20 protein-coding genes and 1 pseudogene are annotated in these 26173 nt (G+C 71.3%); 4 read left to right on the forward strand and 17 right to left on the reverse strand.

Features of this window, described 5'->3' with window-relative positions; translation table 11 throughout:
* From GT042_RS27925 to sbnA, 8 genes are all read right to left on the reverse strand, one after another.
* A partial coding sequence (locus GT042_RS27925) for an FAD-dependent monooxygenase (RefSeq protein ID WP_161311488.1) occupies positions 1-824 on the reverse strand: 824 nt, incomplete at its 3' end.
* On the reverse strand, positions 824-2293 hold the full coding sequence (locus GT042_RS27930) for a condensation domain-containing protein (protein WP_161311489.1): 1470 nt from the start codon (positions 2291-2293) through the stop codon (positions 824-826). The genes GT042_RS27925 and GT042_RS27930, both read right to left, overlap by 1 nt.
* On the reverse strand, positions 2290-3012 hold the full coding sequence (locus GT042_RS27935; protein WP_161311490.1) for a DsbA family protein: 723 nt from the start codon (positions 3010-3012) through the stop codon (positions 2290-2292). The genes GT042_RS27930 and GT042_RS27935 overlap by 4 nt, the downstream gene beginning before the upstream one ends.
* A 56-nt stretch (positions 3013-3068) precedes the next feature.
* The gene (fabG, locus tag GT042_RS27940; protein WP_161311491.1) at positions 3069-3812 is read right to left on the reverse strand and encodes a 3-oxoacyl-ACP reductase FabG; all 744 of its coding nucleotides are present in this window, start codon (positions 3810-3812) and stop codon (positions 3069-3071) included.
* Positions 3813-3892: 80 nt separating this feature from the next.
* Positions 3893-4990 carry a beta-ketoacyl synthase N-terminal-like domain-containing protein gene (locus GT042_RS27945; protein WP_161311502.1) on the reverse strand — a complete coding sequence of 366 codons (1098 nt, stop codon included), beginning with the start codon at positions 4988-4990 and terminating at the stop codon, positions 3893-3895.
* A gap of 5 nt (positions 4991-4995) precedes the next feature.
* Positions 4996-6333, reverse strand: coding sequence for a beta-ketoacyl-[acyl-carrier-protein] synthase family protein (locus GT042_RS27950; RefSeq protein WP_161311492.1), 1338 nt, complete (start codon positions 6331-6333; stop codon positions 4996-4998).
* Positions 6330-6593, reverse strand: coding sequence for an acyl carrier protein (locus tag GT042_RS27955; RefSeq protein ID WP_161311493.1), 264 nt, complete (start codon positions 6591-6593; stop codon positions 6330-6332). Before GT042_RS27955 ends, GT042_RS27950 begins: the two co-directional genes overlap by 4 nt.
* A 65-nt stretch (positions 6594-6658) precedes the next feature.
* Positions 6659-7711: a 2,3-diaminopropionate biosynthesis protein SbnA gene (gene sbnA, locus GT042_RS27960; protein WP_161311494.1), complete on the reverse strand. Its 1053-nt coding sequence runs from the start codon at positions 7709-7711 to the stop codon at positions 6659-6661.
* A 260-nt stretch (positions 7712-7971) separates the two neighbouring features.
* On the opposite strand from sbnA, the gene GT042_RS27965 reads away from it, so the two are divergent.
* From GT042_RS27965 to GT042_RS27975, 3 genes are all read left to right on the forward strand, one after another.
* Complete coding sequence (locus tag GT042_RS27965; RefSeq protein ID WP_161311495.1) at positions 7972-9585, forward strand: tryptophan halogenase family protein; 1614 nt, start codon at positions 7972-7974, stop codon at positions 9583-9585.
* Between the two features lie 88 nt (positions 9586-9673).
* Positions 9674-10210: a flavin reductase family protein gene (locus GT042_RS27970; RefSeq protein WP_161311496.1), complete on the forward strand. Its 537-nt coding sequence runs from the start codon at positions 9674-9676 to the stop codon at positions 10208-10210.
* A complete protein-coding gene (locus GT042_RS27975; protein WP_161311497.1) occupies positions 10197-11468 on the forward strand; it encodes a cation:proton antiporter in 1272 nt (423 codons plus the stop codon). The genes GT042_RS27970 and GT042_RS27975 overlap by 14 nt, the downstream gene beginning before the upstream one ends.
* 233 nt (positions 11469-11701) lie before the next feature.
* Here GT042_RS27975 and trpD read toward each other — a convergent pair whose 3' ends face one another.
* The 9 genes from trpD to GT042_RS28020 form a co-directional block, all read right to left on the reverse strand.
* Positions 11702-12802 carry an anthranilate phosphoribosyltransferase gene (gene trpD, locus GT042_RS27980; protein WP_161311503.1) on the reverse strand — a complete coding sequence of 367 codons (1101 nt, stop codon included), beginning with the start codon at positions 12800-12802 and terminating at the stop codon, positions 11702-11704.
* Between the two features lie 96 nt (positions 12803-12898).
* Entirely contained in the window at positions 12899-13318 is a 420-nt protein-coding gene (locus GT042_RS39935; RefSeq protein WP_161311498.1) for a hypothetical protein, read from the reverse strand.
* A gap of 142 nt (positions 13319-13460) precedes the next feature.
* Entirely contained in the window at positions 13461-14789 is a 1329-nt protein-coding gene (locus tag GT042_RS27990) for a 3-deoxy-7-phosphoheptulonate synthase class II (protein WP_161311499.1), read from the reverse strand.
* Entirely contained in the window at positions 14773-15387 is a 615-nt protein-coding gene (locus GT042_RS27995; protein WP_161311500.1) for an aminodeoxychorismate/anthranilate synthase component II, read from the reverse strand. Before GT042_RS27995 ends, GT042_RS27990 begins: the two co-directional genes overlap by 17 nt.
* Positions 15384-16997 carry an anthranilate synthase component I family protein gene (locus GT042_RS28000; protein WP_345943950.1) on the reverse strand — a complete coding sequence of 538 codons (1614 nt, stop codon included), beginning with the start codon at positions 16995-16997 and terminating at the stop codon, positions 15384-15386. Before GT042_RS28000 ends, GT042_RS27995 begins: the two co-directional genes overlap by 4 nt.
* Positions 16998-17012: 15 nt before the next feature.
* The gene (sbnB, locus tag GT042_RS28005; RefSeq protein ID WP_161311064.1) at positions 17013-18047 is read right to left on the reverse strand and encodes a 2,3-diaminopropionate biosynthesis protein SbnB; all 1035 of its coding nucleotides are present in this window, start codon (positions 18045-18047) and stop codon (positions 17013-17015) included.
* An 87-nt stretch (positions 18048-18134) separates the two neighbouring features.
* Entirely contained in the window at positions 18135-21113 is a 2979-nt protein-coding gene (locus tag GT042_RS39940; RefSeq protein WP_161311063.1) for a BTAD domain-containing putative transcriptional regulator, read from the reverse strand.
* Between the two features lie 475 nt (positions 21114-21588).
* Entirely contained in the window at positions 21589-23829 is a 2241-nt protein-coding gene (locus GT042_RS28015; protein ID WP_161311062.1) for an MMPL family transporter, read from the reverse strand.
* 176 nt (positions 23830-24005) lie between these two features.
* On the reverse strand, positions 24006-24578 hold the full coding sequence (locus GT042_RS28020) for a TetR/AcrR family transcriptional regulator (protein ID WP_161311061.1): 573 nt from the start codon (positions 24576-24578) through the stop codon (positions 24006-24008).
* Between the two features lie 220 nt (positions 24579-24798).
* On the opposite strand from GT042_RS28020, the pseudogene GT042_RS28025 reads away from it, so the two are divergent.
* Positions 24799-26173 (forward strand): annotated as a pseudogene (locus tag GT042_RS28025) (peptidase S41); the annotation flags it as partial.

Genomic DNA, 26173 nt, shown 5'->3' on the forward strand with positions numbered 1-26173 from the left:
GCCAGCCGGCCCAGCGCCGGGTCGCAGCCCGCCAGTACGGCTTCGAGGTCGGCCGGCTCGCCCGCGCTGGTCCAGGACTCGTCGGCGCCGGGCGGAGCGGGCGTCACAACGACATAAGTGAACTGCGTGCCACCGCTGACCGGGTACAGCAGCACCCGCGTGGTGGGGCCCGCGTACATGTACATCAGCGAGGGGTCCAGGTGCGGCAGGTCCGCCGCGTCCACCACCCCGCGCAGCGCGCTGTTGCCCGAGTACACCGGCGCATCCCGGCCGGCCAGCGCGCCGCGTACCACCGAGTGCACCCCGTCGGCGCCGACGAGCACGTCCGCGTGGTCCCGGGACCCGTCGGCGAAGTGCAGCACGACCCCGTACACGGTCTCCTCGTACCGCACCAACTCCTTCCCGGTACGGACCCGTTCGGCCGGAACGAGCGAGGCCAGCATGCGGTGCAGGTCGCCCCGGTGGACGGTGAGGTACGGGGCCCGGAAGCGCTCCTGCCAGTCGGCGCCCATCTCCTGGCGGGTGAGCAGCGACCCGTCGTGCAGGGCCCGTACCTCCAGCGCCTCGGGGCGCACGGCGGCCCGGTCGAGCGCCGGGCCCAGGCCCAACCGCCGCAGCAGCCGGGTGCCGTTGGGCCCCAGGTGCATGCCGACGCCCTGCTCGCGCAGGGTCTCCCCGCGCTCGTACACCCGGACGTCCAGGCCTCGTTGGTGCAGCGAGGCCGCGGCGGTCAGCCCGCCGAGTCCCGCTCCGGTGATCGCGACGCGTATGCCCGTGCTTGAGGTCCTGCCCGTGGTCCTGCCCGTACTCGTACTCGTGCTCATCAGTGGTCCCAGGAGTTCTCGAAGGAGTCGAAGTCGCCGAAGTCGGCGGTGGTGCCGGACCCGAGGGCCAGCAGCGCGTCCGTCTCGTCCCGCCCGGCGAGTTCCACGTCGGCGACGCGGGTGGCGGGCGAGGTGACGGCGGCGGCGAGGAGCCGCTCGTACCCGTCGGCGAAGCGCTCGACCGTCGACCGGTCCAGCACATCGGTGTCGTACGAGAAGACCGCGGTCACCCCGCCGGGCGTCTGCTCGATCCGCAGCAGGAGGTCCAACTGCCCTTCCTGCTGCGGTACGTCGATCAGCGCGACGTCCAGTCCCGCGTACGGGATGCCGGGGCCGACACTCTCCCCCGGCGGGACACCCGGCACCGGCGGGTCCATCCGGTCCATCTGGACGAGGAACAGCGCGGTGCGGAAGACGGTGGCCTGCGGGAAGGCGAGCGAGCACGGGTAGCGGATGTTGATCATGCCGCGCATGACCCGCTCACCGGCCTGCCGCGCGACGCTCCGGAAGGTGCTCGTGGCGTCGAAGTCGGCCCGCAGGGGCATGGTGTTGAGGAAGCAGCCGATCACATCGCGCTGCGCCCGGCCCATCCGGCTGGTGGCCGGCACCCCGAGGACGAAGTTCTCCTGTCCCGTCCAGCGGTGGGTGAGCGCCTGGAAGACGCCCAGGAGGTACGCGAACGGGGTCACCCCCGCGTCGTCCGCCGCCGCGCCGAGGCCGTCGGTGACCTCCGCAGCCAGCGGGCGGACCACGGTGCCGCCCCGCAGGGAGCGTACGGCGGGCCTGGGCCGGTCCAGGGGCAGTTCGGCGGCGGGGGATCCCGCGACCGACTCGCGCCACAGTCCGGCGGCGCGGGTCCCCGACTCGGAGGCGGTGTGGCGCAGTTCCTCGGCGGCGTGGTCGGTGTAGGAGGCGGGAAGGGGGCGCCAGGCGGGTTCCGTACCGGCCGCGAGACCGGCGTACGCGTCGAGGAGGTCACGGACGAGCAGCCAGCGCGAGGTGAAGTCACTGACGATGTGGTGGGCGGCGGTCACCAGCGCCCACCGGTCGCCGGACCCCCGTACCAGCACCACGCGGAAGGGCGCGGACTCCAGCCGGAAGGGACGGGCACCGGCCTGCTCGACGGCCCGGTGGAAGGTCTCCGTGTCGGCGTCGCGCAGATCCAGGGTCTCCAGGCGCACCAGGGCCTTCGCGGCGGCGGTGCGCACCGGGGTGCCGTCCCGCTCGGTGAAGACGGAGCGCAGCAGCTCCTGCCGGTCGCCGACGGCGGTGACGGCGGCGGCCATGGCGGCCGGGGCGAGGGAGCCGGTCAGCAGGAGCGGCATCACGATGTTGTAGGCGGAGCTGTCCGGGGCCATGCGGTACGCGGTCCACATCGCTTCCTGGATCGCGGTGAGCGGCAGGGTCACGGAGGCGGCCGTATCGGTGTCAGTGTCAGTGTCGATGTCGGTGTCAAGGGCGGTGTTCATCCGCATCCTCCCGCGTGGCTCATGTCGGTGGTACGGCCTGCGGCGAGGACCGTCGGCGCCGGCTGCCGGGGCTCCTCCCGCGGCAGCTCCGCGGCGGGCGGCAGGGAGGCGGCGAACGCGGCGACCCGGTCCAGCCCCCAGTACGGCTCCGAGCCGTGGATGAAGTAGGGCACCCCGAACACTCCGTCGCGGACGACGTCCACCAGCGCCCGGGTGGCCTGTTCGCGGATCAGTGGGTCGTCGGTGGCACCGGCCACCTCCTCGCCGTCCAGACCGATCTCCTCGGCCAACTCACGCACGGTGGCCGGGTCGCAGATGTCGCGCCCCTCCAACCAGCGTGCTCGCCCGGCGCGTTGTACCCACGCCCGCCCCAACCCCTCGCGCTCGGCGAGGAACCAGGTCAGGTGAGCCGGCTCCCACCAGGGGTCGCGGTCCACCGGCCAGGTCAGCGCCAGGCCGCGCGCCGCGCCGAGCCTGCGCACGTCCCGGAGGATGTAGAACTGCTTGGCGCGCGACATCGCGTGGTAGGGGAACTGCGCCCCCGACGACGCTTCGGCGAGGAGCTTCTCACTGGTCTCGTCCGGTTCCCAGAAGGGCCGCCATTCGAGCCGGTCGAGTACGTCCGGGTGGTCGCGCTCCAGTTCGAGCAGCGCGAAGAAGCTGTAGGGACTGCGGAGGTTGAAGTAGAACCGGGGCGGCTTGGCGGCGCGAGCGGCCATGACGAACTCCTTGGGTGTACGGGGCTGTCAGAGGAGGGATGTCAGAGGACCGGGCGTCAGAGGACCAGGCCGCCGTCGATGGAGAAGACCTGTCCGGTGATGTACGCGGCGCGCCGCGAGGCGAGGAAGCCGACGAGTTCGGCGACCTCCTCCGGCTCGCCGAACCGGCCGAGCGGGATGAGTTTGGTCATGTCCTTGGCGTACTTCTCGGAGAGGCCGCCGGTCATGTCCGTACGGACGAATCCGGGCGCCACCACGTTGGCGCGCAGCCCGGCCCGGCCGCCCTCCTTGGCCAGAGCCTTGGTGAAACCGATGATCCCGGCCTTGGACGCCGAGTAGTTGGTCTGTCCCGCCTGTCCCCCGGCTGCCACCGAGGACAGGGTGATCACGGTGCCGCGCCGGCGCTTGAGCATCGGGAAGGACACGGCCCGGCAGAAGTTGTACGTACCGTCGAGGTTGGTGCGCACCACGGCGTCCCAGTCCTCGTCCGCCATGGTCGCCAGGTTGCTGTCCCGGACGATGCCGGCGGCGGTGACCAGGGTGTCGACGGCCCCGAGTGTCTGCTCGGTCCGGGTGACGAAGGCGCGTACCTGCTCCCGGTCGGTGACGTCGACCCGCTGGGCGAAGGCCCGCGCCCCGTGCGCCTGGGCGGACTTCACGGCGAGCGCCGCGGCGTCGTCGTCGGACCGGTAGCACAGGGCCACGTCGTGTCCGTCGCGTGCCAGGACCTCGACGACGGCGCGCCCGATGCCGCGCGATCCGCCGGTGACGAGGGCGACCGGCCTGGGGGTGTCGGACATGGGCGTGCCCTTTCTCTGGTGCGTCGTCGGTGTGTGTTCGGGGTTCAGCAGTGTGTTCAGCGATCTGAACGGCAGTGTGCTCAGCCGAGCCGCAGCAGGGCGGCGCCCACCGTGCCGTCCCGGTCCACCGCCGTGACCAGGGCCAGGCGCCCCGCCAGCGACGGATCGTCGGCCCGCGCGGCGAGCACCGCGGCCAGCTGGAACGCGGCCGACGCGGCGGTCGCGTCACCGAGCAGCGGGCGTACGGCGAGCCGCGTGCCGCCCACGGTGTCGAGCGCCGAGGTCTCCTCCTTGCCGAGGAGGCCCGGCGGGGTGCCGGGGGCGATCAGGGCCACGTCGCCGGGGTCCGCCCCGGCGGTGCGCAGGACGTCGTCCACGCAGGTCCGCAGACCGGCGGAGGCGCGGTCGACGGACCGGAAGGCCCGGAACCGGCAGCCGAGGACGGTCGCGAGGACCGTACGACCGCTCTCGCGGGCGGCCCGGCCGCTCTCCAGGAGGAAGAGCGAGGCGCCCTCGCCGAGCGGCGGCGCCTCGGCCCCGCCGTGGTCGGCGACCTGCTCCAGGCGGGCGCGCTGCACCGAGAACTCCTCGGCCGCGCCGGCCAGCAGCGCCGTCGCGTGTCCCCCGCGCAGCAGCCGGGACGCGTAGTTGAGGGCGAGCAGGGCGGTGGCGGCGCCGCCGGAGACGGTGACGTTGGGGCCCTTGAGGGTGTGCCGGATGGCGCTCTGCCCGCTGGGGCAGTTCATGACGGTGTTGGGGAACTTCGCCGGGTCGACCAGGTAGGGCTTGTCACCGGTCAGGGCGTCCTTCGTGAAGTCCATGATGGACTGCACGCTGCCCGAGGTGCCGAGCACCAGGCCCGTCGACTCGGGGTGGGCGGCGAGTTCCTGGCCGTAGTCCTCCAGGAGCATCCCCACCGTGGTGACGGCGATCCCGGTGGCGCGGTCCATGGAACGCGTGCCCTTGCGGCCCAGCACGCTCTTGATGTCGAAGCCGGGGATGAGCCCGGCCTCCTCGTAGGGCACCGGCCACTGGTCGTGGTCCACGGCGGCGACCGCGCGCTGTCGTGCGCGCAGTCCCCCGGTGAACGCCTCCCTGCCGAGTCCGTACGGGGAGGACACGGCCCAGCCCGATATGACCAGGTCCTGTGCGGGGTGGTGGTCCGCGTCGGCTGCCATGCTGTTCATCTCCTCTCCTGCGTCGGGCCGGTCCTGTCGGTGTGTTCGGTCCTGTCAGTGTGTTCGGTCCGGTCGGTGTGGCCGGTCCGATCCGTGGCGTCGTCCCAACGGCCCAGCACCAGCACGGCGTTGTTGCCGCCGAAGGCCAGTCCGTTGTTCTGCACGACCTTCAGCTCGGCCTCGACCGCCACGTTGGGCACGCAGTCGACGCCGCACTCCGGGTCCGTCGTACGGTGGTTGATCGTCGGGGGGATGAAGCCCTCCCGGAGCGCGAGCGAGCAGGCCGCGGAGGCCAGGGCGCTCGCCGCGCCCATGGTGTGGCCGATCATCGACTTGATGGAGACCGTGCGCGGCAGCTCGTCGCCGAACACCTGGCGGATCGCGCCCACCTCGGTCACGTCGTTGGCGCGCGTGCCGGTGCCGTGGGCCGAGATGAAGTCCACGTCGGACGCCTCGATCCCGGCGTTGCGGTGCGCGGCCGTGATGCAGCGGGCGATGGAGTCCCGGTCGGGCGCCACGGGGTGGCTGGCGTCGCAGGACAACCCGTACCCGAGCACCTCGGCGTAGATCCGGGCGCCGCGGGCCAGCGCGGACTCCAGCGACTCCATCAGCAGGATGCCGGCGCCCTCGCCGGTCAGGATGCCCTGCCGCTCGGTGTCGAAGGGGCGGCACACGTCGGGCGCGATGGTGCCCAGCCGGTAGAAGCCGGTGAAGGTCTTGCGGCACAGCGCGTCGGCCCCGCCGCACAGCGCCATCTCCACGTCGCCCGAGCTGATCGCGTCGTAGCCGTACCCGACCGCGTAGTTGCCGGCCGCGCAGGCGGTGGGGACGGTGACCGTCTCCACGTCCTCCAGGCCCAGTTCACGGACGATGCCCGCGGACAGCCGGCCCGGCCACACCCGGCGGGCGACGGTCGCGTCCAGCCGGTCCTGGCCCTCGGTGACCTGGAGCGCGGTGAGGTGGTCCAGGTCCCTGGACTCCCCGTCGGTCGTCCCGATCGACACCAGGGTCCGCCTGGCCTGTACGTCCTCCTCGGCCAGTCCCGCGTCCGCCACGGCCATCCGGCTGCCCGCGACCGCGAACTGCGCGGCCCGGCCCAGCTCGTCGGCCGACAGCTCGCGCAGCCAGGCCTCGGGCTCGAAGTCGGTGATCTCGCAGGCGTTGGAGTGGGCGAAGCCCGTCGTGTCGAACGCGGAGATCGGCTTGGCCCCGCTGCGTCCGGCCCGCAGCCCCTGGGCGAAGGCGTCGACGCCGGTGCCGATGCTGGTCACCACACCGAGGCCGGTGATCACCACCCGGTGTCTGGCGGTCTCCCGCCGCCCTGTGCCGGTCGGCGCGCTCACTTTCCCTCGGCCTCCGCGACGACGGCGTACACGCCGGTCAGGTTGACCATCCGGCTCAGCTCCGCCTGCTCCAGGGTGAGGCCGAAGGTGCGCTCCAGCGCGGCGAGGATCTCGATGGTGCGCAGCGAGTCCGCGTCGTGCTCCTCCTTGAAGAGGCTGGTCTCGGTGAGTTCCTCGGGCTCCAGTTCCAGGATGTCGCAGACGATTTCCTTGATCTGCGCCTTGCTGCCGCTGTCGAGGTCGGCGATCTGGGTGGTCATCGGTTCCTCCGGAGTTCAGGATTACGCGAATCGGGATTTCAGTTCTTCCATGGTGAAAGACCCCGCTATGACTGGCCTATATCAGCCAGTTGGCCGGTCCGGTCGTCGCGCACGTGGTTCTTCCACAGGTGCTCGACCTCACCGAAATGGGTGCGTACCCAGTCGTCGTCGTAGATCGTGTCGAGATAGCGGTCGCCCCCGTCGGGCAGGACGACGACCACGTTGGAGCCGGCCTCGATGGTGGGCGCGAGTTTGACGAGCGCGGAGACGACCGCGCCCGACGAACCGCCGGCGAGGATCGCCTCGCGGCCGACCAGGGTGCGGCAGCCCACCACACAGTCCAGGTCGCCGACGTGCACGACCCGGTCGGCGTCGGCGCGCCTGAGGAGCTTCGGTACGACCGACGCGCCGTGCCCGGGGACGAGCCGCGCGCAGCTCGCGGTCGACTCGAACAGGACACTGCCGACGGCGTCCACCGCGTTGACGACGGTGCCCAGGTGGTGGCGGCGGATGTACTGCGCGCACCCGCTGAGCGTGCCGCTGGTCCCGGCGGCCACGACGAGCTGGTCGACCTTGCCGTCGAGGGCCTCGGCGATCTCCCGCATGGTGGTGCGGTGGGCCCTCGGGTTGAGGGGGTTGGCGTACTGGTCGGGCCAGTACGCGTCAGGGGTACGGGCCATCAGGTCGGCGACCCGGTGCAGCCGGGCCGGCAGCAGCTCGCCGGTGACCGGGTCCGGTTCGGTGACGATGTCGACCTCCGCGCCGTAGGCGCGCAGGATGCCGATGTTCTGCCGCGTGGTGCGGGTGTCCACCACGCAGATGAGCCGCAGTCCGTAGTAGCCGCAGATCTGCGCGAGGCCGATCGCGAGGTTTCCCGAACTGGACTCGATGACCGTGGATTTGCCCGGGACGAGTTCTCCGCTCCTGATCCGGGTGACGACCATGCTGAGCGCCGAGCGGTCTTTGACGCTGCCGCCCGGGTTGAATCGCTCCACTTTGGCGTACACCCGCGAGGTGAACCCGGGAATCAGCCGTTCGAGTTCTATGAGGGGGGTTCCTCCCACCGTGGAGAGGATGCCTTTCAGCCCCGCCTCGGGCTTCCCTTCTGTGCTCGGCATGTGATGCAGCCATCCTCTACTGGGGGGTTGCGAGTGCGGAATCAACTGCACCGAGGCTGGCCCCGCCCGCTATACGCCCTCCATACGCCAGGACATACGCCATGGCATACGCCGGAGCATACGGCCCGGCATACGCCGCGGCGGAGCGATCTCATTCGGCCTTTTCCGGTCCGCTATAGATGCGCCGTAGGGAGTCCGCCGACGCTCATTCACGCCACAGATACCCATCCGCAGAGTCAGGACGGAAGAGAGACTTCGATATGACCGGCACCCGATCCGCGCAAGACGTCGCCATCAAGAAGGTTGTCATCCTCGGCGGCGGTACGGCCGGCTGGATGACCGCCGCGTATCTCGGCAAGGCCCTTCAGAACACGGTCGACATCACGGTGCTGGAGGCGCCCAGCATTCCCCGTATCGGTGTCGGCGAAGCCACCGTCCCCAATCTGCACCGCGTCCTCTTCGACTTCCTCGGCATCGCCGAGGAGGACTGGATGCGGGAGTGCAACGCGAGTTACAAGATGGCGGTCCGGTTCGTCAACTGGCGTACGGGCGGCAAGGGCCAGGCCGGCCCCCGGGAGCTGGAGAAGGGCGGGCCCGACCACTTCTACCACCCGTTCGGGATCAGCCCCGACCACGACAACACCCCGATGTCGCACTACTGGTTCAAGAACAAGTACGAGGGAAAGACGGACGAGCCGTACGACTACGCGTGCTTCCGCGAGGCGCCCCTGATGGACGCCAAGAAGTCGCCGCGCCACCTCGACGGCACCTCGCCGACCCGGTACGCGTGGCACTTCGACGCCGCGCTCGTCGCGGACTTCCTGCGCCGTTTCTCCACCGAGAAGCAGGGCGTGCGGCACGTCCAGGACGAGATGACGTACGCCGAGAAGGACGAGCGCGGCTTCATCCACGCGCTCCACACCAAGTCCGGGAAGGTCCTGGAGGCCGACCTGTTCGTGGACTGCTCGGGCTTCCGCAGCCTGCTCATGAACCAGGCGATGGAGGAGCCCTTCATCGACATGAGCGACCTGCTGCTGTGCGACCGGGCGGTCGCCACCGCGGTGCCGCACGACGACGAGGCGAACGGTGTGGAGCCGTTCACCTCGGCCATCGCGATGTCGTCGGGCTGGACCTGGAAGATTCCCATGCTGGGCCGTTTCGGCACCGGCTACGTGTACTCCAGCAAGTTCACCACGCAGGAGGAGGCCACCCAGGAATTCTGTGACCTGTGGGACCTCGACCCGGAGACCACCAAGTTCAACCACGTGAAGTTCCGGGTCGGCCGCAACCGCCGCGCCTGGGTGAAGAACGTGGTGGGAATCGGCCTCTCGACGGCATTCCTGGAGCCGCTGGAGTCGACCGGTATCTACTTCATCACCGCCGCGGTCTACCAGCTGGCGAAGCACTTCCCGGACAAGACGTTCAACGACGCGCTCATCAACAACTTCAACAAGGAAATCGAGGTGATGTTCGACGACACCCGCGACTTCATCCAGACGCACTTCTACTTCGCGCCCCGCAACGACACCCCGTTCTGGCGGGCCAACAAGGAGCTGAAGCTCCCCGACAGCATCCGCGAGAAGATCGACATCTACAAGGCGGGCCTCGCGGTGAATTCCGCGATCACCGACGACTCCACGTACTACGGGAACTTCGAGGCGGAGTTCCGTAACTTCTGGACCAACGAGCGCTACTACTGCATCTTCGCCGGCCTCGGCCTGGAGCCGGACGCGCCGCTGCCGGTCCTCAACCACAAGCCGGAGTCCGTGGCCGCCGCCCAGGCGATGTTCGGACAGGTCAAGAAGGAGCAGCAGGAGCTGCTCAACACCCTCCCCAGCACCTACGAATCGCTGCTCCAGCTGCACGGCAAGTAGCCGTCCGCGCCGCGCGCCCGGCGGCCGGGGCGCCTTCCGCCGCCCGGCTGCCGGGCGCGCGGCGCGACGTCCGAGAAGAGGAGAACCCATGACCGAACCGCCGCTCACCGAAGCCGACATACGCCCGCTGATGGGCGGCTTCCCCTCCGGCGTCTCCGTGGTGACCACCACCGCCGCGGGCGGCACCCCGCACGGGATGACGTGCAGCTCACTGGCGAGCGTCGCCCTGCACCCGCCCACGCTGGTCATCTGCCTGCGCACGGCCGGCCCCACCACCCAGGCGGTCCTGGGCAGCGGGCAGTTGGCGCTCAACCTGCTCCACGAGGACGCCCGCGACACCTCCGACCTGTTCGCGTCGGGCGCCGCCGACCGGTTCACCCGTACGGAATGGCGGCTGCCGCTGGGCGCGGGCGGCCCGCACCTGACCGCCGCCGCGCACGCCATCGCGGACTGCGCGGTGGTCGGTACGGAGGAGGTCGGCGACCACACCGCGGTGTTCGTCCGCGTCCACCGGGTCACCCAGCACGAGAACGCCGAACCCCTCCTCTACGCCCGTCGCCGCTACGCGCGCTGGTCGGACGCGACCACCGGCGCCAAGGAAGGAGCGAGCCATGTCGGCTCCTGACCCCCTGCCCGATCTGCTGATCGCGATCCCGGTGGTGATCCTGGCCTGCCAGGCGGGCGCGCTGCTCGTCCGCCGGCTCGGCCAGCCGCCGGTCATCGGCGAGATCACCATCGGCATCATGCTCGGCCCGTCCCTGCTGGGGTGGATCTCACCGGACGCCCAGGCCTGGCTCTTCCCCGACACCGTGCTGCCGTTCATCTCCGCGATCGGCAACCTCGGGCTGCTGGCGTTCATGTTCCTCGTCGGCCTGGAGCTCGACACCGGGGGCCTGCGCGGACACAGCAGGACCGCCGTCGCCGTCAGCCAGGCGAGCATCGCGCTGCCGCTGGCGCTGGGGGCGCTGCTCGCCCTGGCGATGTACGGGACGTTCGCGCCGCCCGGCGTGGACAAGACGGCGTTCGTGCTGTTCATCGCGGTGTCCATGAGCATCACGGCGTTCCCCGTGCTGGCCCGTATCCTCACCGACCGGGACCTGTACGGGACCCGGCTCGGCTCGCTCGCGATGGCGTGCGCGGCCGTGGACGACGTCACGGCGTGGTGCCTGCTGGCCGCCGTGGTCGCCGTGACCACCAGCGGCTCGCCGGCCGAGGCGCTGACGACGGCGCTGATGGCGGCGGCGTTCCTGGGGCTGATGCTGCTGGTCGTGAAGCCGCTGATGGCCCGCTGGTCGGCTCGTACCGCGAAGAGCGCGGACAGTGTGGTGCTGGTGGTGCTGTTCAGCGGCCTCTGCCTGTCGGCGCTGGCGACCGACCGGATCGGTGTGCACGCGCTGTTCGGCGCGTTCGTCTTCGGCGTGATCACCCCACGGGGCTCCCGCGCGGTCGAACGCTCCAGCGCCCGGCTGCGCGCGTTCGCCGTCCCGGTCCTGCTCCCCCTGTTCTTCGTCTCGACGGGCCTCCGTACGGACGTCTCCCTCCTGGTGGGCGACCCCGTCCAGTGGCTGTGGGCGCTGGCGGTGCTGGCGGTGGCGGTGCTCGGCAAGTGGGGCGGAAGCACGGCGGCGGCGAGAGCGGTGGGCCAGTCGTGGCGCGACGCGATGTCGATCGGCGCGTTGATGAACTGCCGGGGCCTGACGGAACTGGTGGTCCTGAACCTGGGCCTGGAACTGGGCGTGATCAGCCAGCAGCTGTTCACGATCCTGGTCCTGATGGCCCTGATCACGACGGCGGTGACGTCCCCGGCCCTGACGTGGATCCGCCGCGACACGGCCCCCGAGAAACCCCCCGTACCCCTCCCGGAACCAGCCACGACCCGATGACGACGATCCGCCCACAGGGCTCTGCCCCGCCACCAACCCCGGCGGGGCAGAGCCCTGTACGCATATCAAGCCCGTCCGGCGGGACGGAGCGGCACCACACCATTCAAGCCCGTCCGGCGATTGAGGACATCAGTAACCCGCACGCGGGACGGAGCGGCACCACACCATTCAAGCCCGTCCGGCGATTGAGGACATCAGTAACCCGCACGCGGGACGGAGCGGCACCACACCGATCAAGCCCGTCCGGCGATTGAGGACAAGGCGCTCGCCCGGAGCCCGGGCACACTCCCGGACGCCCGCACCCACGCCTCCAGCGTGGCACCCGCCGCCCCGGAGTCGATCGCCCGCCCCGCCGTCACCACGGCAGACGCAAGGCGCTCCGTAAGAGACCGCCCACCCGGCGACTCCACCGCGGCCAACGCCGCGCCGGCCGAGAGCAGCACCGCGTCCCGCACGGGCCCCGGCTCACCCCCCAACACCCGCCGCGCCACACCCGCGTTGAACACCGCGTCAGAACCCCGCAACGCCCCGACCGGCGCAAGACCGATCCCGACCTCCCGGGGATCGAACCGCTCCGACCGCACCTCGCCCTCCCCCACGACCAACACCGTCGACGTCGTGGTGACGGTCAGCTCGTCCAGCCCGTCGTCCCCCCGGAACACCAGCCCCGTACCACCCCGCCGCGCCAACACCCCGGCGATCAGCGGCAGCAACCGCGCGTCGGCCACCCCGATCGCCTGCGCCGTCGGCGCCCCCGGATTGGTCAGCGGACCCAGCGCGTTGAAGACGGTAGGGATGCCCAGTTCCTTCCGCGGCGCCGCCGCGTACCGCATCGCCGGGTGGAAGTCCGGCGCGAAGCAGAACGTGATGCCGACCTCGTCGACCAGCTCCGCCACCCGCCGGGGCGGCAGCCGCAGCGTGACGCCCAACGCCTCCAGCACATCGGCCGAGCCGGACGCCGAACTCGCCGCCCGATTACCGTGTTTGACCACCCGCGCCCCCGCCCCCGCCGCGACGATCGCGGACATGGTCGAGATGTTGACGGTGTGGGCACCGTCCCCCCCGGTGCCCACCACGTCGACCGTCCGGCCCGGCACGTCGATCCGTACGGCGTGATCGAGCATCCCCTCGACCAGCCCCTCCAGCTCCCCCACGGTCTCGCCCTTGGCGCGCAGGGCCACCAGGAAGCCGGCGATCTGCGCGGGGGTGGCCTGTCCCCGCATCACCTGGTCCATCACCCAGGCCGTGTCCGGCGCGGCCAGGTCACGGCCGCGCAGTACGTCCTGGAGGAGCCGGGGCCACGTACGCGCCACTCGGTCCGATTCCGACCGGATGTCCGACGAGATGTCCGACGAGATGTCCGACGAGATGTCCGACGGGATGAGGGTCACTGGTCTTCTCCTTGGTGGGTACGGGTGGACCCGGCCCGTTCAGGACACCGCGGCCGGGGCGGGCCACGGGTTCTCGCCGTCCGGAGCGGCGGGCCAGGGGTTCTCGTCGGCCGGAACGGGCCAGGGGTTCTCGCCCTCCGGGGCGGGCCACGGGTTCTCGCCGTCCGTCGTCACGGGCCAGGGGTTCTCGCCGTCCGCCGAAAGCGGCCACGGATTCTCGTCGCCCGCCGAAAGCGGCCAGGGGTTCTCGTCGCTCTGCGAAACCGGCCACGGATTCTCGTCGTTCACCGAGAACGGCCACGGGTTCTCACCCTGTGCGACGGCCACGTGGGAAGCACCCACCGCCGCCGCCCCCGGGGCGGCATACGCCGAGATCTGCGTCGAGACGCAAATCGCCGCGCCCGCCGAGGTGACGACGGCGATGTTCCGGATTCTCCTGGCTACCTGGACGAGCGTCATTTTTCCGTCTCCCCGTATGTTCTGACCTGCTGTTTGGTCCGACAGCCAGAACATTAGGAAGGCCCGGCTTCGCTCCCATATCGCCGGGCCTTCATTCCACCGGGGTCGATGATAAAGCCGATGTCACCCGTGGTGCGCGGGATTATCCGGGGCTGTACATCCCGGCTACGAGGAATGCCAGATCGAGGGACTGCGTACGGTTCAGCCGCGGATCGCACGCCGACTCGTACCGGTCCGCGAGGTCCTCCAGCAGGACGTCCGTACCGCCGCCCACGCACTCGGTGACGTCACCGCCCGTGAACTCCAGGTGCAGCCCGCCCGGATGGGTCCCGAGGTCGTGGTGCACCTCGAAGAAGCCCTTGACCTCGTCGGCGATGGCGTCGAAGCTGCGGGTCTTGTGGCCGGACGGGGCCTTGAAGGTGTTGCCGTGCATGGGATCGCACACCCACGCCACCGCCGCGCCGTGCCCCGCCGCCTTCTCCACGAGCGGGGGCAGCCGGTCACGTACCAGCTCCGACCCCATCCGTACGACGAAGGTCAGCCGGCCCGGTTCGCGCTGGGGGTCGAGCCGGTCGATCAGCGACAGGACGGTGTCCGCGCTCGTACCGGGACCGAGTTTCACCGCGATCGGATTGGCGATCTTCGAGAAGAATTCGACATGTGCCCCGTCGAGTTGCCGGGTGCGTTCGCCGATCCAGAGCATATGCCCGCTGGATGAGTACATCCGTCCCGTCAGCGGATCCTCCCGGACAAGGGGCTCCTCGTAATCGAGAAGGAGCCCCTCGTGGCTCACGAAGAATTCGACGGCGTGCTGCACCGGTTCGTCGATTCCGCAGGCGCGCATGAAATTCAGCGCCTGGTCTATCTGAACCGCCAATTCCGCATACCGGTCCCCCACGGGCGACCGCGCCACGAAATCCTGGTTCCAGGCGTGGGCCTGGCGCAGGTCCGCGTAGCCGCCCGTCGTGAAGGCCCGGACGAGGTTGAGCGTGGCGGCGGCGGCCTGGTGGGTGCGCAGCAGCCGTCGCGGGTCGAGGGCCCGCGCCTCGGGTGTGAAGGCGACGTCGTTGACCGCGTCGCCCCGGTAGGCGGGCAGGGTGAGCCCGCCGCGCGTCTCGGTCGGCTCCGAGCGGGGTTTGGCGTACTGCCCCGCCATCCGGCCGACCTTGACCACCGGTACGGCCGCCGCGTACGTGAGGACCAGCGCCATCTGGAGCAGGGTGCGGACCTTGGCGCGTACGGGATCGGCCTGGACGCCCTCGAACGTCTCGGCGCAGTCGCCGCCCTGGAGCAGGAACGCCTCCCCGCGCGCGACCGCCGCGATCCGCGACGTGAGCAGATCGCATTCGCCGGGGATCACCAGGGGCAGGGCGCCGCGCAGTTCGGCGCGGACCTCCTCGACCGCGTCCTGGTCGGGCCAGTCGGGCTGCTGGGCGGCGGGCAGCGCCCGCGTGTCACCGTCGCGCACCATGAACGGACTCCCTCCGGGCGGGCCTGTGCCGGCGGGCGCCGGACAGGAAGTTGTCCACGAGCCGCAGTCCGCCGACGGTCGTGACGGACTCGGGGTGGAACTGCACCCCCTCCACGGGCAGCGTGCGGTGCCGCAGCCCCATCACGTAGCCGTCGTCCAGGGCGTGCGCGGTGGCCACCAGCGGCGCGGGCAGCGGTTCGTGGGCGATCAGCGAGTGGTAGCGGGTGGCCGTCATCGGCGAGGCGAGACCCTCGAACACCCCGGAGCCGTCGTGGGAGACCGCGCTGGTCTTCCCGTGCTTGAGGCTCCCGGCGACGCTGACCCGCCCCCCGTACGCCAGGGCGATCGCCTGGTGCCCCAGGCAGATCCCGAGCAGCGGCACGTGCCCGGCGAAGGTACGCACCAGCTCCACGTGCCCCGACACGTCCGCGTGGCCGGGCCCGGGGCCGAGGACCACCGCGTCGGGCAGCAGACCGGCGAGCTGCGCGGGGGTGCGCGTGCGGGAGCGGACGACCTCCGTGTCCGCTCCCAGCGTGCGCAGGTACTGGTCGATGATGTGGGTGAAACTGTCGTACGCGTCGACGAGAAGGACCTTCACGACAGCAACTCCTCACCGGTCAGGGCCCAGTAGGCGGCGCCCATCTTGTGCAGGGTCTCCCGCCACTCGGCCTCGGGCGAGGAGTCGGCGACGATGCCCGCGCAACTCTGGGTGGAATAGGTGCCAGTACGTCCGTCGTGCACGATCGTCCGTATGCACAGGGCGAGTTGGCTCCAGCCCCGCAGGTCGATCAGGCCGACCGCGCCCGCGTACATCCCGCGCGGTTCGGTCTCCAGCTCCTCGATGATCTCCATCGCGCGGATCTTCGGGGCGCCGGTCACCGTCCCGGCCGGGAAGGTCGCGCCCAGCACCGACCAGGTGTCGTGCCCCTCGGCGAGGGTGCCCCGTACGGTCGACACGAGGTGGAAGACGTGCGAGAAGGTCTCGACGGTCATCAGCCCCGTGGCCTCCAGCGAGCCGGGCACACTGACCCGTCCGACGTCGTTGCGGCACAGGTCCACGAGCATCACGTGCTCGGCGCGCTCCTTCTCGCTGGCCACCAGCGCGTCGACCCTCGGGTCGTCGGTCTCCGGCCGTCCGCTGCGCGGCGCGGTCCCGGCGATGGGCCGCATCACGACCTCGTCGCCCTCGGTACGGAAGAGCACCTCGGGACTGGCCCCGATGACGGTCCGGCCGCCGCGCGGCAGGAGGTACATGTACGGGGAGGGGTTGCGGTGCCGCAGCCGCCGGTAGACCTCGAAGGGGCCGAGGCCGGTGTCGACGTCGATCCGGTGGCCGATCTGGATCTGGTAGATGTCGCCGACGCCGATGTGTTCCAGGCACCGGTCGACCCGGCGGAGGAACGTGGCCTCGTCGGAGCTGTCCCGCACCGAGCGCGGGCGGGGCGCGGCGGGCACGTCCGCCGCGATCAGGGACCCCTCGCGCGAGGTGACCGCCGCCACGGCCGCTCCCACCGGGTCGCGGTCCGGGGCGGGCCCGAAGGCGTCGCTGTGCGCGGTGAGGCGGCGGACGGTGGTGGCGCCGGGGCCGGTGGTGCCAGGGCCGGTGGAGTCGGGGCCGGTGACGCCTGGCCCGTACCAGAGGGTGTCGCGGAACAGGCTCAGGACCATGTCCGGTTCGGCCTCCGCCCCCGGCGCCCGCCGGCGGGCCGGCAGCTCCTCCATGTGCCAGGCGGAGCCGTAGCCGAAGGTCGCGAGGAACCCGAAGGCGTACGTGTCCAGGGGTCGCCCGGTCTCGACGGCGAACAGGCCCTGGGCCGCCCGCAGTACGTCCCACACCTGCGCGGAGTCGCGCAGGGCCAGCTCACCCCCGGGCAGCGTCCCGATGCCGAGCCGCCCCGCGCTCTCCGTGAGCGCGGCGAGGACGGCGGGGGCGCCGCCGAGGGCGATCCGGTCGCCGTGGACCCGTATCTCGGCGAGCACGCCGTGGCCCACGACGGTGGCTCCCGGGGACTGCCCGGGGCCCGGGACGCTCTCCAGGACGAACACCTCGTGCGCCGCGCCCTCGTGCGACCCGGCCAACTCGGCGTAGAGGTCGAGGGGATGATGCGGGTCGAGTGCGCTCTCCTCGACCCGTACGGTGAAGGGGCCCCGCCCGGCCTCGGCCGGACGGGGCGGGTTGCGGGGCGGATCGTCGAGCAAAGTGGTCACAACAGGTCTCATTCCTCAGCCGTAGCGGCGCATCTCGTGGAAGAACTCGTCCACGACGGCGAGTTCGCCGCCGTCGCGCAGGGTGTCGTAGACGTGCTTGCCGAGCGCCAGGTCCAGGACGCCGAGCCCGAAGGGCGAGAAGACCACCGGCCGGCCGGCCGGAACCGTCAGGTCCCCGGTCAGCACGTCGTACAGGGTCCCGTCGAGGAAGTCCCTGTTCCCGGTGCGCTGTTCGGCCAGGTGCACGGAGGTGTCGGCCTTGAGGCAGTGCTCGACGTCGTCCACCACGTTGACGGCCGACAGGATCACCTCGGGCGACAGGTCACGCAGCGAGACGTGCAGGACCAGGGGGTTGTGGGTGAACCACGCCGGGTCGGTGACGTGCGGGGTCCCCGCGACCGTCGCGAAGACGACGAGGTCGCTGGTACGGATCAGCTCCTCGGCGCTGTCGTGGACCGTGACGGTGCCGTTGTCGCCCGTCCCCCGCAGGTACGCGGCGAATCCGCCGGCGTGCTCCGCGGAGAGGTCGTACACCCCGGTCTCCTCGAAGGCCCAGCCGGTCCCCGCGAGGAACTGGTGGATGAACCGGGCGATCAGCCCGACCCCGAAGAAGCCCACGCGCAGGGGCCGTTCACGCCCCTGGGTCAGGGTCCGCGCCGCGAGCACGGCCGACGCGGCGGTCCGTACCGCGCTGATGATGGAACTCTCCAGGCACGCCAGCGGATAGCCCGTGTCGTGGTCGTTGAGGATCAGCACGGCGGAGGCGCGGGGGATCCCGGCCACCACGTTCTCCGGGAAGCTGGAGATCCACTTGATCCCGTCGACCGCGTCCTTGCCGCCCAGCGACGCCGGCAGCGCGATGATCCGCGAGGACGGGCGGTCGGGGAAGCGCAGGAAGTACGACGGCGGGTTGACGGTGTCGCCCACACCGTGGAGCCGGTACGCGGCCTCGATCAGCCCGACCACCTCCCGGTGCCGGCCATCGAGGACCCGGTGCACCTGGGCACCGGGTATCACGGCGAACGAAGGCACCTCGGGGGCAGACCGCATCAGAGACTCCACAGTTCGGCAACTGGTTCTGCGACGATGCTGCGCACCCGCCCTATAGAGGGCGTATGGCCGCTCTACACAGCGAAATCAGCCGGACGTCCCGAACTCCTCCAGCACACGCGCCACTTCCTCCTCCCACGGCGTGGCCCCGCTGCGCTTGAACAGCTCGCCCGCCCGCAGGACGTCCACCCGCGCCTCCTCCCAGCGCCCCTGCTCCCCCAGCAGCACCCCGAGCCCCAGCCGGATCCGGCCCTCGATCAGCGGGCTGTCGATCCCCTGCGCTATCGCCCGGCCCTCGACGAACGCGCGCTCCGCCCGGTCCACCGCCCCCAGCGCCGCCCGCGCCTGCCCCAGCCCGAACAGCGCGTGTGCCAGCCCGTGGTCGTCGCACTTCGCCCGGGACAGCTCCTCCACCCGCAGGTGCGCCGCCTCCGCCTCGGCGAACCGGTTCAGCGCGAACTGCGCGGAGCCCACCCGGTACAACGACTGCGCGAGATTCCTGGACCCCCCGGAGCCGAGCGGCTCCGCGACCCGTACCGCCTCCAGCGCGTGCCCGAGCGCCGCCGCCGGGTCCCCCCGGTCCAGCTCCAGCTGCGCCATGCTCTGCAAGGCCGACGCCTCGGACGAACGGTCGCCCACCGCGCGGAACACCGGCAGCGCCTCGGTCAGGCACTCCGCGACCCGCTCCACCTCCCCCGTGATCCGGTACGCCACCGCCAGGTTCCGCAGCACCAGCGCCCGCCCCAGCTCCTCCCCCGCCGACGCGAACAGCTCCAGCGCCTCCAGCGACCGGGCCACCGCGTCGTCCATGCTGTGGTGGCTCAGCGCGATCGCGCCCTGGTGCTGCAACATCGCCGCCTGGCCCCGTACATCACCCGCCGCACGCGCCGCGTCCAGCGCCAGCCCCGCGCACACCCGCCAGTTGTCGATGTAGCCGCGCGTCTCGAACAGCACCGCGGAGGACACCGTCAGGTCCCACGCCAGCCCCGCCATGCCCATCCGCGCCGCCTGCTCGACCATGCCCACCAGGCACAGCCGCTCCGCCTCGAACCACTCCAGCGGATCCACCAGCAGCTCTTCCAGCAGCTCCGAGTCGACCAGGCGCCGGGACACCCCGCTGTGCACGATGCTGAAATGCCCGCCGTGCTCCCGCCGGTGCGCCTCCTCGGCGATGCTCAGCCCCGTGGAGAAGACCCGCCGCAGCGCCTCCTGCCGCTCCCCCGCCGGATCGTCCTGCCGCGCCCGCTCCGCCGCGTACAGCCGCAGGAGGTTCTGCAACCGGTACCGCAGCCGTCCCGTGGCGTCTATCCCCACCACTTCGAGGAACTGCGCGTCCACCAGGTCCTCCAGCAGCAGCTCCGCGTCAAGGACCTCCACGTCCAGCAGCGCCGCCGCCACCCACGACGTGAAATCCGGTACGTCCACCAGGCCCAGGCACCGGTAGAGCCGCGCCGACAACACCGACAGGTACCGGTAGCTCAGCTCGAAACCGGCCCGGACCTGCGACTCCCCTTGGCTCAACTCGTCGAGCCTGCGCCGCTCGTCACTGAGCCGCCCCACCATGTGGCGCACACTCCAGTGCGGTTTCGAGGCGAGGCGCGCCGCCGCGATCCGTACCGCGAGCGGCAGCCGGTCGCACAGCTCGACCAGCCGCACCACGTCCGCGCGCGCCGCGATCCGCTCCACCCCGGCGATCCGGCCGACCAGTTCGACCGCCTCCTGGCGCGGCAGCACCCCCAGATGGACCCGCGCCTCGTGCGGCCACGTCACCAGCTGCTCCAGCTGGTCCCTACTGGTGATCAGCGCGCAGCTCGCCCCGCTCCCGGGAAGGAGCGGGCGCAGCTGCGCGAACGTCCGCACGTTGTCGAGAACGATCAGGACCCGCCGCTCCGACAGCAGGCTGCGGTAGAGCGCCACCCGCTCCTCCAGGGTGTCGGGAACCTGCGGGCCCCGGACCCCTAAAGAGCGCAGGAAGCGGCTCAGCACGTCGCTGACCGACACCGGCTCGTGCTCCCCGTCGTACCCCCGCAGGTCGGCGAAGAGCCGTCCGTCGGGGAAGGCCTCCGCGACCCGGTGCGCCCAGTGCACCACCAGGCCGGTCTTGCCCACCCCCGCGACGCCCGTCACCAGCCCCATCGCGGGCCGGTGCTCACCCGCCGTCACCTCGCTGACCAGGCCGTCCAGCGCGGCCAGTTCGCCCTCGCGGCCGGTGAACCCCGGGACGTCCGGGGGAAGTTCGGAGGGCACCACGACCACGTCCGGGGCGCCGGCCACCGCCGCGGGTCCCGCGGAGCCGCCCTCCGCCGTCAGGGACGGGTCGTCGCGGAGGATCAGGTCGTGCAACTCCTGGAGGTCCGGGCCCGGTTCGAGGCCCAGCTCCTCGACGAACACCTCGCGCGCGTCGCGGTAGGACTCCATCGCCTCCGCGCGCCGCCCCGACCGGTACTGCGCCAGCATCAGGTGGTGCCGGGTCCGCTCCCGCAGCGGATGCTCCCGTACGACCCCCGCCAGCTCGGGGACCAGCTCGTAGTGCCGGCCGAGCGCCAACTGCACGGCCGTCGCGTCGTCGTAGGCGTTGAGCCGGTGCTCCTGGAGGCGGGCCGCCTCCTCCTCCACCGCCAGGCCCGACACCCCGGCCAGCGCGGGCCCCCGCCACAGGCCGAGCGCCCGCCGGTACAGCCGGGCCGCCTCGTCCAGCCGCCCCTCGGCGGCGTCGGCCTCGGCGCGCGCCACCAGTTCCGTGAAATCCACCGAATCCACATAGTGGCCCTCGGTGTTGAGCAGATAGCCCGGATGCGCGGTCACGATCGTGTCGTCGCCCGCGCCCTCCGCCTTGAACGTCTTGCGCAACGCGGCGACCACGATGGCGATTTGGGTACGCGCGGTAGCGGGAGGGGAGCCGTTCCACACTTCGTCGACCAGGGTGTCCACGGGAACGGTCCGTCCCGGGCTCAACAACAACAGCGACAGGACCGTGCGCTGCCGCGCCCCGCCCACCACGACCTTGCGTTCACCCGACACCACAATCAGCGGCCCCAGTACCTTGAAGCACAGCCGATCCCCCATGACCGAGCACCCCCTGCTTCCCCCGCCCCCGCGGAATACCCCGATTACCCTACCCGCACGAACCAACCACACTATTGACATAAAACACGCAAATGGCCCCTACCCCCACTCCCCACAGCGGATCGACCCGACAGTAACCCGCCCTGGCCGATACGCCGGGAAAACAAACACAAAACTAAAGAAGAAAAGGCCCGTCCCTGACCCGGGCACATGCGCCTGTCAACGCGCTGTGGCCCGGTCCCGCATCCCCTCTCAGGGATGCGCGACCGGGCCACGCGCCGCTCCCGGCCCCCGTCCCCACGGTGCCGGTGCGTGTCCGGGGCCGGGTGCCGCTCACACCCACCCCGGAGCACTGGGACGGCGTACTCCGGTAGCCGTACGCCGAGCCTTCGGTACGTCAGACGTATACCTGAGGCCCCTTTTCCGGACCTCTACGCCGGACCTTCCCGTACGTCAGACGTGCGTCAGACGTGCGTCAGACGCGCACGAGCTCACGCTCGGAGCCGTCCGACCCCTTGGTGTCGTCGCCGAGCCGCTTGCGCAACTGCTCGCCCTCCACGTCCACATCGGGGAGCGCGCGGTCGAGCCAGCGCGGCAGCCACCACGCCCGCCTGCCGAGCAGGGCCATCACGGCGGGCACGATCGCCATCCGGACGACGAAGGCGTCGAAGAAGACCGCGACGGCGAGGCCGAAGCCGATCATCTTGATCATCGCGTCACTGGCCCCGATGAAGCCGGAGAACACCGCGATCATGATCACCGCGGCGGCCGAGACCACCCGCGCCCCGTGCCGGAACCCGGTCACGATCGCCTCGCCGGGCCGCTCGCCGTGGACGTACGCCTCCCGCATACGGGTGACCAGGAAGACCTCGTAGTCCATCGCGAGGCCGAAGACCACGCCCACCATGAAGATCGGCATCATCGACATGATCGGGCCGGTCTGCTCGACCCCGAGCAGACCGCCGAGCCAGCCCCACTGGAAGACCGCGACCACGGCGCCGAGCGCCGCGACCACCGAGAGCAGGAAGCCGAGGGCGGCCTTGAGCGGGACCAGGACCGACCGGAAGACCAGCATCAGCAGCAGGAACGCGAGCCCGACGACCAGTGCCAGATACGGCAGGAGGGCGTCGTTCATGCGCTGCGAGAAGTCGATGTTCAGGGCCGTGGCGCCGGAGACGTACACCTCGGCGCCGTTCTCCGCCCGGGCGTCCGCCGCGGCGGACCGGATGTCGTGCACCAGCTCCTCGGTCCTGATCGAGGAGGGCCGGTCCTTGGGGATGACGGTGACGGTCGCGGTGTCGCCCGCCTTGTTGAGCACGGGGTCGAGGACGGTGACGACGTCGTCCATCTTCTTCACGGTGGCCGAGATGCCGAGCGCGGCGGCCTTGGCGTTGTTGTCCGCCTGGCCGTCGACCACCAGCATGAGCGGCCCGTTGAACCCGGGGCCGAAGCCGTCGGAGAGCAGGTCGTACGCCTTGCGCTGGGTGGTGCTCACCGGCTGCGAGCCGTCGTCGGGCAGGCCCAGCTCCAGCGAGGTGGCCGGGAGGGCGATGGCACCGAGGCCCAGCACACCCACCACCAGCACGGCGACCGGCCGGCGCAGCACGAACCGCGCCCAGCGGGTGCCCATGTTGGGCTTCTTCTCGACGGGCACCGCTCCGGCGCGCACCTGCGCGTCGGTGTGTTCCATGGCCTTACGGGCCTTGCGGCCGAACACCCGCTTGCCCACGAACCCGAGCATCGCCGGGGTGAGGGTGAGGGCGATGAGGACGGCGATCACCACGGTCGCCGCCGCCGCGAGGCCCATCTTGGTGAGCATCGGGAGGTTGACCACGGCGAGACCGGACAGGGCGATGACCACGGTGAGCCCGGCGAAGACCACGGCGGATCCCGCCGTGCCGACGGCCCGTCCCGCCGCCTCTTCCCGTTCCCGGCCGTCGGCCAGCTCGGCCCGGTAGCGCGAGACGATGAACAGCGCGTAGTCGATGCCGACCGCGAGGCCGATCATCATCGCGAGGATCGAGGTGGTGGAGCCCAGGTCGAGGACCGTGGCGAGCGCGGTGATCCCGGAGATCCCGACGCCGACGCCGAGGAGCGCGGTGACCAGGGGCAGCCCGGCGGCGATCAGCGACCCGAAGGTGATGACCAGCACGACGGCCGCGACGGCGACACCGATGATCTCGCCGGAGCCCGTCTCCGGGGCGACCTGGAGGGCGTCCCCGCCGATCTCGACCGCCATGCCCTCGGCCTTGGCGTCGGCGCCCGCGTCCTCCAGCGCGGTACGGGTCGCGTCGGTCAGGGACTCCGAGCCGACCTTGTACGAGACGCTCAGATACGCGGTCGAGCCGTTCTTGGCGACCCCGCCCGTGGTGAACGGGTCGTTGACGGACTTGACCTGCGGCGAGCCGGCCTTCAGCTCGTCGGCGATCTTCTTGACCTCGGCCTTGTTGCCGGCCTCGGTGATCTTCTCGCCCTCGGGCGCCTTGAAGACGACCCGGGCGGTGGCACCGTCACTGCTGGCCCCGGGGAACCGCTGGTCGAGCAGGTCGAAGGCCCGCTGGGCCTCCGTACCCGGGATCGAGAAGGAACTGGAGGTGGGCGTGGACGCGGAGGCCGCGGCGACCCCGGCGAACGCCAGCAGGGCCACCCAGATCAGGGCGACGTAGCGGCGGCGCCGGAAGGCGAGCCGGCCGAGCTTGTAGAGGAACGTGGCCACGAGGGCGTACTCCCGGTCTGTGGACGAAACAAGGGCATGGGGAGCCGACCCGACGGCGAGAGAGCGGCACGCGTCAGGAAATGCGGGGTGTTACGGGGAGAGACCGCGGGGACTGCGGGGACTGCTGGGGCTTGGTGAACTGGCGGACTGGGGGACTTCTTCGCGTACGGGGACGATCAGACGCCGAGGGCGGGGAGGACCACGGCATCCAGGTACGCGACGAGGAACGCCCGGTCGACGGACCGGTCCTCGATGAGCTGCCGGGCGACGAAGGCGCCGACCAGCATGTGCAGGACGAACGGCAGCGCGGGATGGTCCGCGGCGATCTCGCCGCGGTCGACCGCCCGCCGGAGCAGGGTCTTGAGTCCGCTCGTCTCGGGCTCGACCACCACGTCGCGCAGCGCCGCGCGGAGGTCGGGGTTGTCGTGGACGGCATGGAAGAGCCCCCGCATCAGCGCGGAGTCCCGTTCCATCTGGGTTTCGTCGGTGAGCGCCGTCATCGCGTGCAGGTCACCGCGCAGCGAACCGGTGTCGACGTGGTGCAACTCGTCGGGCTTGGTGTGCCGCAGGGCCCGCGCGACCAGCACCGGCTTGCTCCCCCACTGGCGGTAGAGGGTGGCCTTGCTGGAGCGGGTGCAGGTGGCGATGGCGTCCATGGTGAGGGCGTCGTAACCGACCTCGCGCAGCAGGTCGAGCACGGTGCCGTACAGCTCGGTCTCACGCTCGGGCGTCAGCCTGGTACCCGCCATGATCCACCTCCTGTGCGTCCATGCCCGCTCTTCTCGCCCGTTCTCGCCCACTCTTCCGAACGAAACGGTTTCGTACAGTACTACGATAGCCCGGCACCGAGCGAAACGAAACCGTTTCGCTTGTGGTCTGCGCCACAGAGGTGAGGACGGCATAAATGTGGGCGCAAAAAGTCCCCGGCCAGAAGTTGCCGCACCCCCTCCACGCGGAAAGCATTGGGGGGTGAGTGACGACGTCGCGTATCTACGGTTCCCGCACCTGCACGACGACCTGCTGTGCTTCGCCGCCGAGGACGACCTCTGGGTCGCACCCCTCGTGCCGGCCGGGCACCGGCCCGGACGGGCGTGGCGGGTGACCGTCGACCGCACCAGAGTCGGTCACCCGCGCTTCTCGCCCGACGGCCGGCAGATCGCCTACACGACGTGGCGCAGCCTCGACCCGGAGATCCACCTGGCCCCGGTGGACGGGGGCCCGGCCCGCCGGCTCGGCTACTGGGGCTCCACCGACACCCGGGTCTGCGGCTGGACCCCGCCGGGTGAGGACGGGGAGTCGCAGATCCTCGCGGTCTCCTCGCACGGCCAGCCGTTCTCGTACTACTCCTGGGCCTACAGCGTCCCCACCGACGGCTCGCCGGGCAGCCAGCTGCCGTGGGGCCCGGTCGCGGACCTGGCGGTGGCGGACATCGACGGCGAGCACCGCACCCTGCTGCTCACCGGCAAGCCGCCGCACGAGCCGGCGGCGTGGAAGCGGTACCGGGGCGGGGCGACGGGCCGCCTGTGGCTGCACGGCGAACGCCTTCTCCCCGACATCGGGGGCCATCTGGACTGCCCTATGTTCGTGGACGGGCGGGTGGCGTTCCTCTCGGACCACGAGGGGGTGGGGAACCTGTACTCGGTCCTGCCCGACGGTACGGACCTGCGCCGCCACACCGACCACGACGCGTTCTACGCCCGCCACGCCTCCTCCGACGGCCGCCGGGTGGTCTACCAGTGCGGGGGCGACATCTGGCTGGTGGACGCGCTGACCCCCGACTCGGTCCCGCGCAAGCTGGACGTACGCCTGGGCGGCCCGCGCGCCGGCCGCCGCGCCTACCAGGTCCCGGCGGCGAGCCACGTGGACGCGATCTCTGTGGACACGACGGGCCGGGCGAGCGCGGTGTCGGTACGGGGCAGCCTCTACTGGCTCACCCACCGCGACGGCCCGGCCCGCACGATCGCGGACACTCCAGGGGTACGGGTACGGCAGCCGGACATGCTGGGCGGCGGCGGCCAGGTCGCCTACGTCACGGACGCGGACGGCGAGGACGCGATCGAGATCGCGTACCTCCCCCGCGCCACGGGCGACCGCCCCCCACGCCGCCTGGCCTCGGGCCACCTGGGCAGAGTCCACGAAATGATCTCGTCCCCCACGGGCGACCGCATCGCGATCGCGTCCCACGACGGCAGACTGCTCCTGATCGACACGACGGAGAACGAGGGTCCGGAGGCGCGTACGCCCGCGCCCGGGGCGGGTACGACGCCGCCCGGGGCGGGGGCCGACGCCGGGCTCACGGCCCCCGCCCCGCCCGGAGCGGGGTCGACACCCACGGCTGGGCCCG

The organism is Streptomyces sp. SID3212, from assembly GCF_009865405.1.
Taxonomy (GTDB): Bacteria; Actinomycetota; Actinomycetes; order Streptomycetales; family Streptomycetaceae; genus Streptomyces.

Excerpts from the sequence above, each read along its gene's own strand:
- GT042_RS27945 (WP_161311502.1), bottom strand. The coding sequence starts at position 4,990 with ATGGCAGCCGACGCGGACCACCACCCCGCACAGGACCTGGTCATATCG.
- sbnB (WP_161311064.1), bottom strand. The coding sequence starts at position 18,047 with ATGCGGTCTGCCCCCGAGGTGCCTTCGTTCGCCGTGATACCCGGTGCC.
- GT042_RS28020 (WP_161311061.1), bottom strand. The coding sequence starts at position 24,578 with ATGGCGGGTACCAGGCTGACGCCCGAGCGTGAGACCGAGCTGTACGGC.
- GT042_RS27930 (WP_161311489.1), bottom strand. The coding sequence starts at position 2,293 with ATGAACACCGCCCTTGACACCGACATCGACACTGACACTGACACCGAT.
- GT042_RS27935 (WP_161311490.1), bottom strand. The coding sequence starts at position 3,012 with ATGGCCGCTCGCGCCGCCAAGCCGCCCCGGTTCTACTTCAACCTCCGC.
- GT042_RS27975 (WP_161311497.1), top strand. The coding sequence starts at position 10,197 with ATGTCGGCTCCTGACCCCCTGCCCGATCTGCTGATCGCGATCCCGGTG.
- GT042_RS27955 (WP_161311493.1), bottom strand. The coding sequence starts at position 6,593 with ATGACCACCCAGATCGCCGACCTCGACAGCGGCAGCAAGGCGCAGATC.
- GT042_RS39935 (WP_161311498.1), bottom strand. The coding sequence starts at position 13,318 with ATGACGCTCGTCCAGGTAGCCAGGAGAATCCGGAACATCGCCGTCGTC.
- GT042_RS27970 (WP_161311496.1), top strand. The coding sequence starts at position 9,674 with ATGACCGAACCGCCGCTCACCGAAGCCGACATACGCCCGCTGATGGGC.
- GT042_RS27965 (WP_161311495.1), top strand. The coding sequence starts at position 7,972 with ATGACCGGCACCCGATCCGCGCAAGACGTCGCCATCAAGAAGGTTGTC.
- fabG (WP_161311491.1), bottom strand. The coding sequence starts at position 3,812 with ATGTCCGACACCCCCAGGCCGGTCGCCCTCGTCACCGGCGGATCGCGC.
- GT042_RS27990 (WP_161311499.1), bottom strand. The coding sequence starts at position 14,789 with ATGGTGCGCGACGGTGACACGCGGGCGCTGCCCGCCGCCCAGCAGCCC.
- GT042_RS39940 (WP_161311063.1), bottom strand. The coding sequence starts at position 21,113 with ATGGGGGATCGGCTGTGCTTCAAGGTACTGGGGCCGCTGATTGTGGTG.
- sbnA (WP_161311494.1), bottom strand. The coding sequence starts at position 7,711 with ATGCCGAGCACAGAAGGGAAGCCCGAGGCGGGGCTGAAAGGCATCCTC.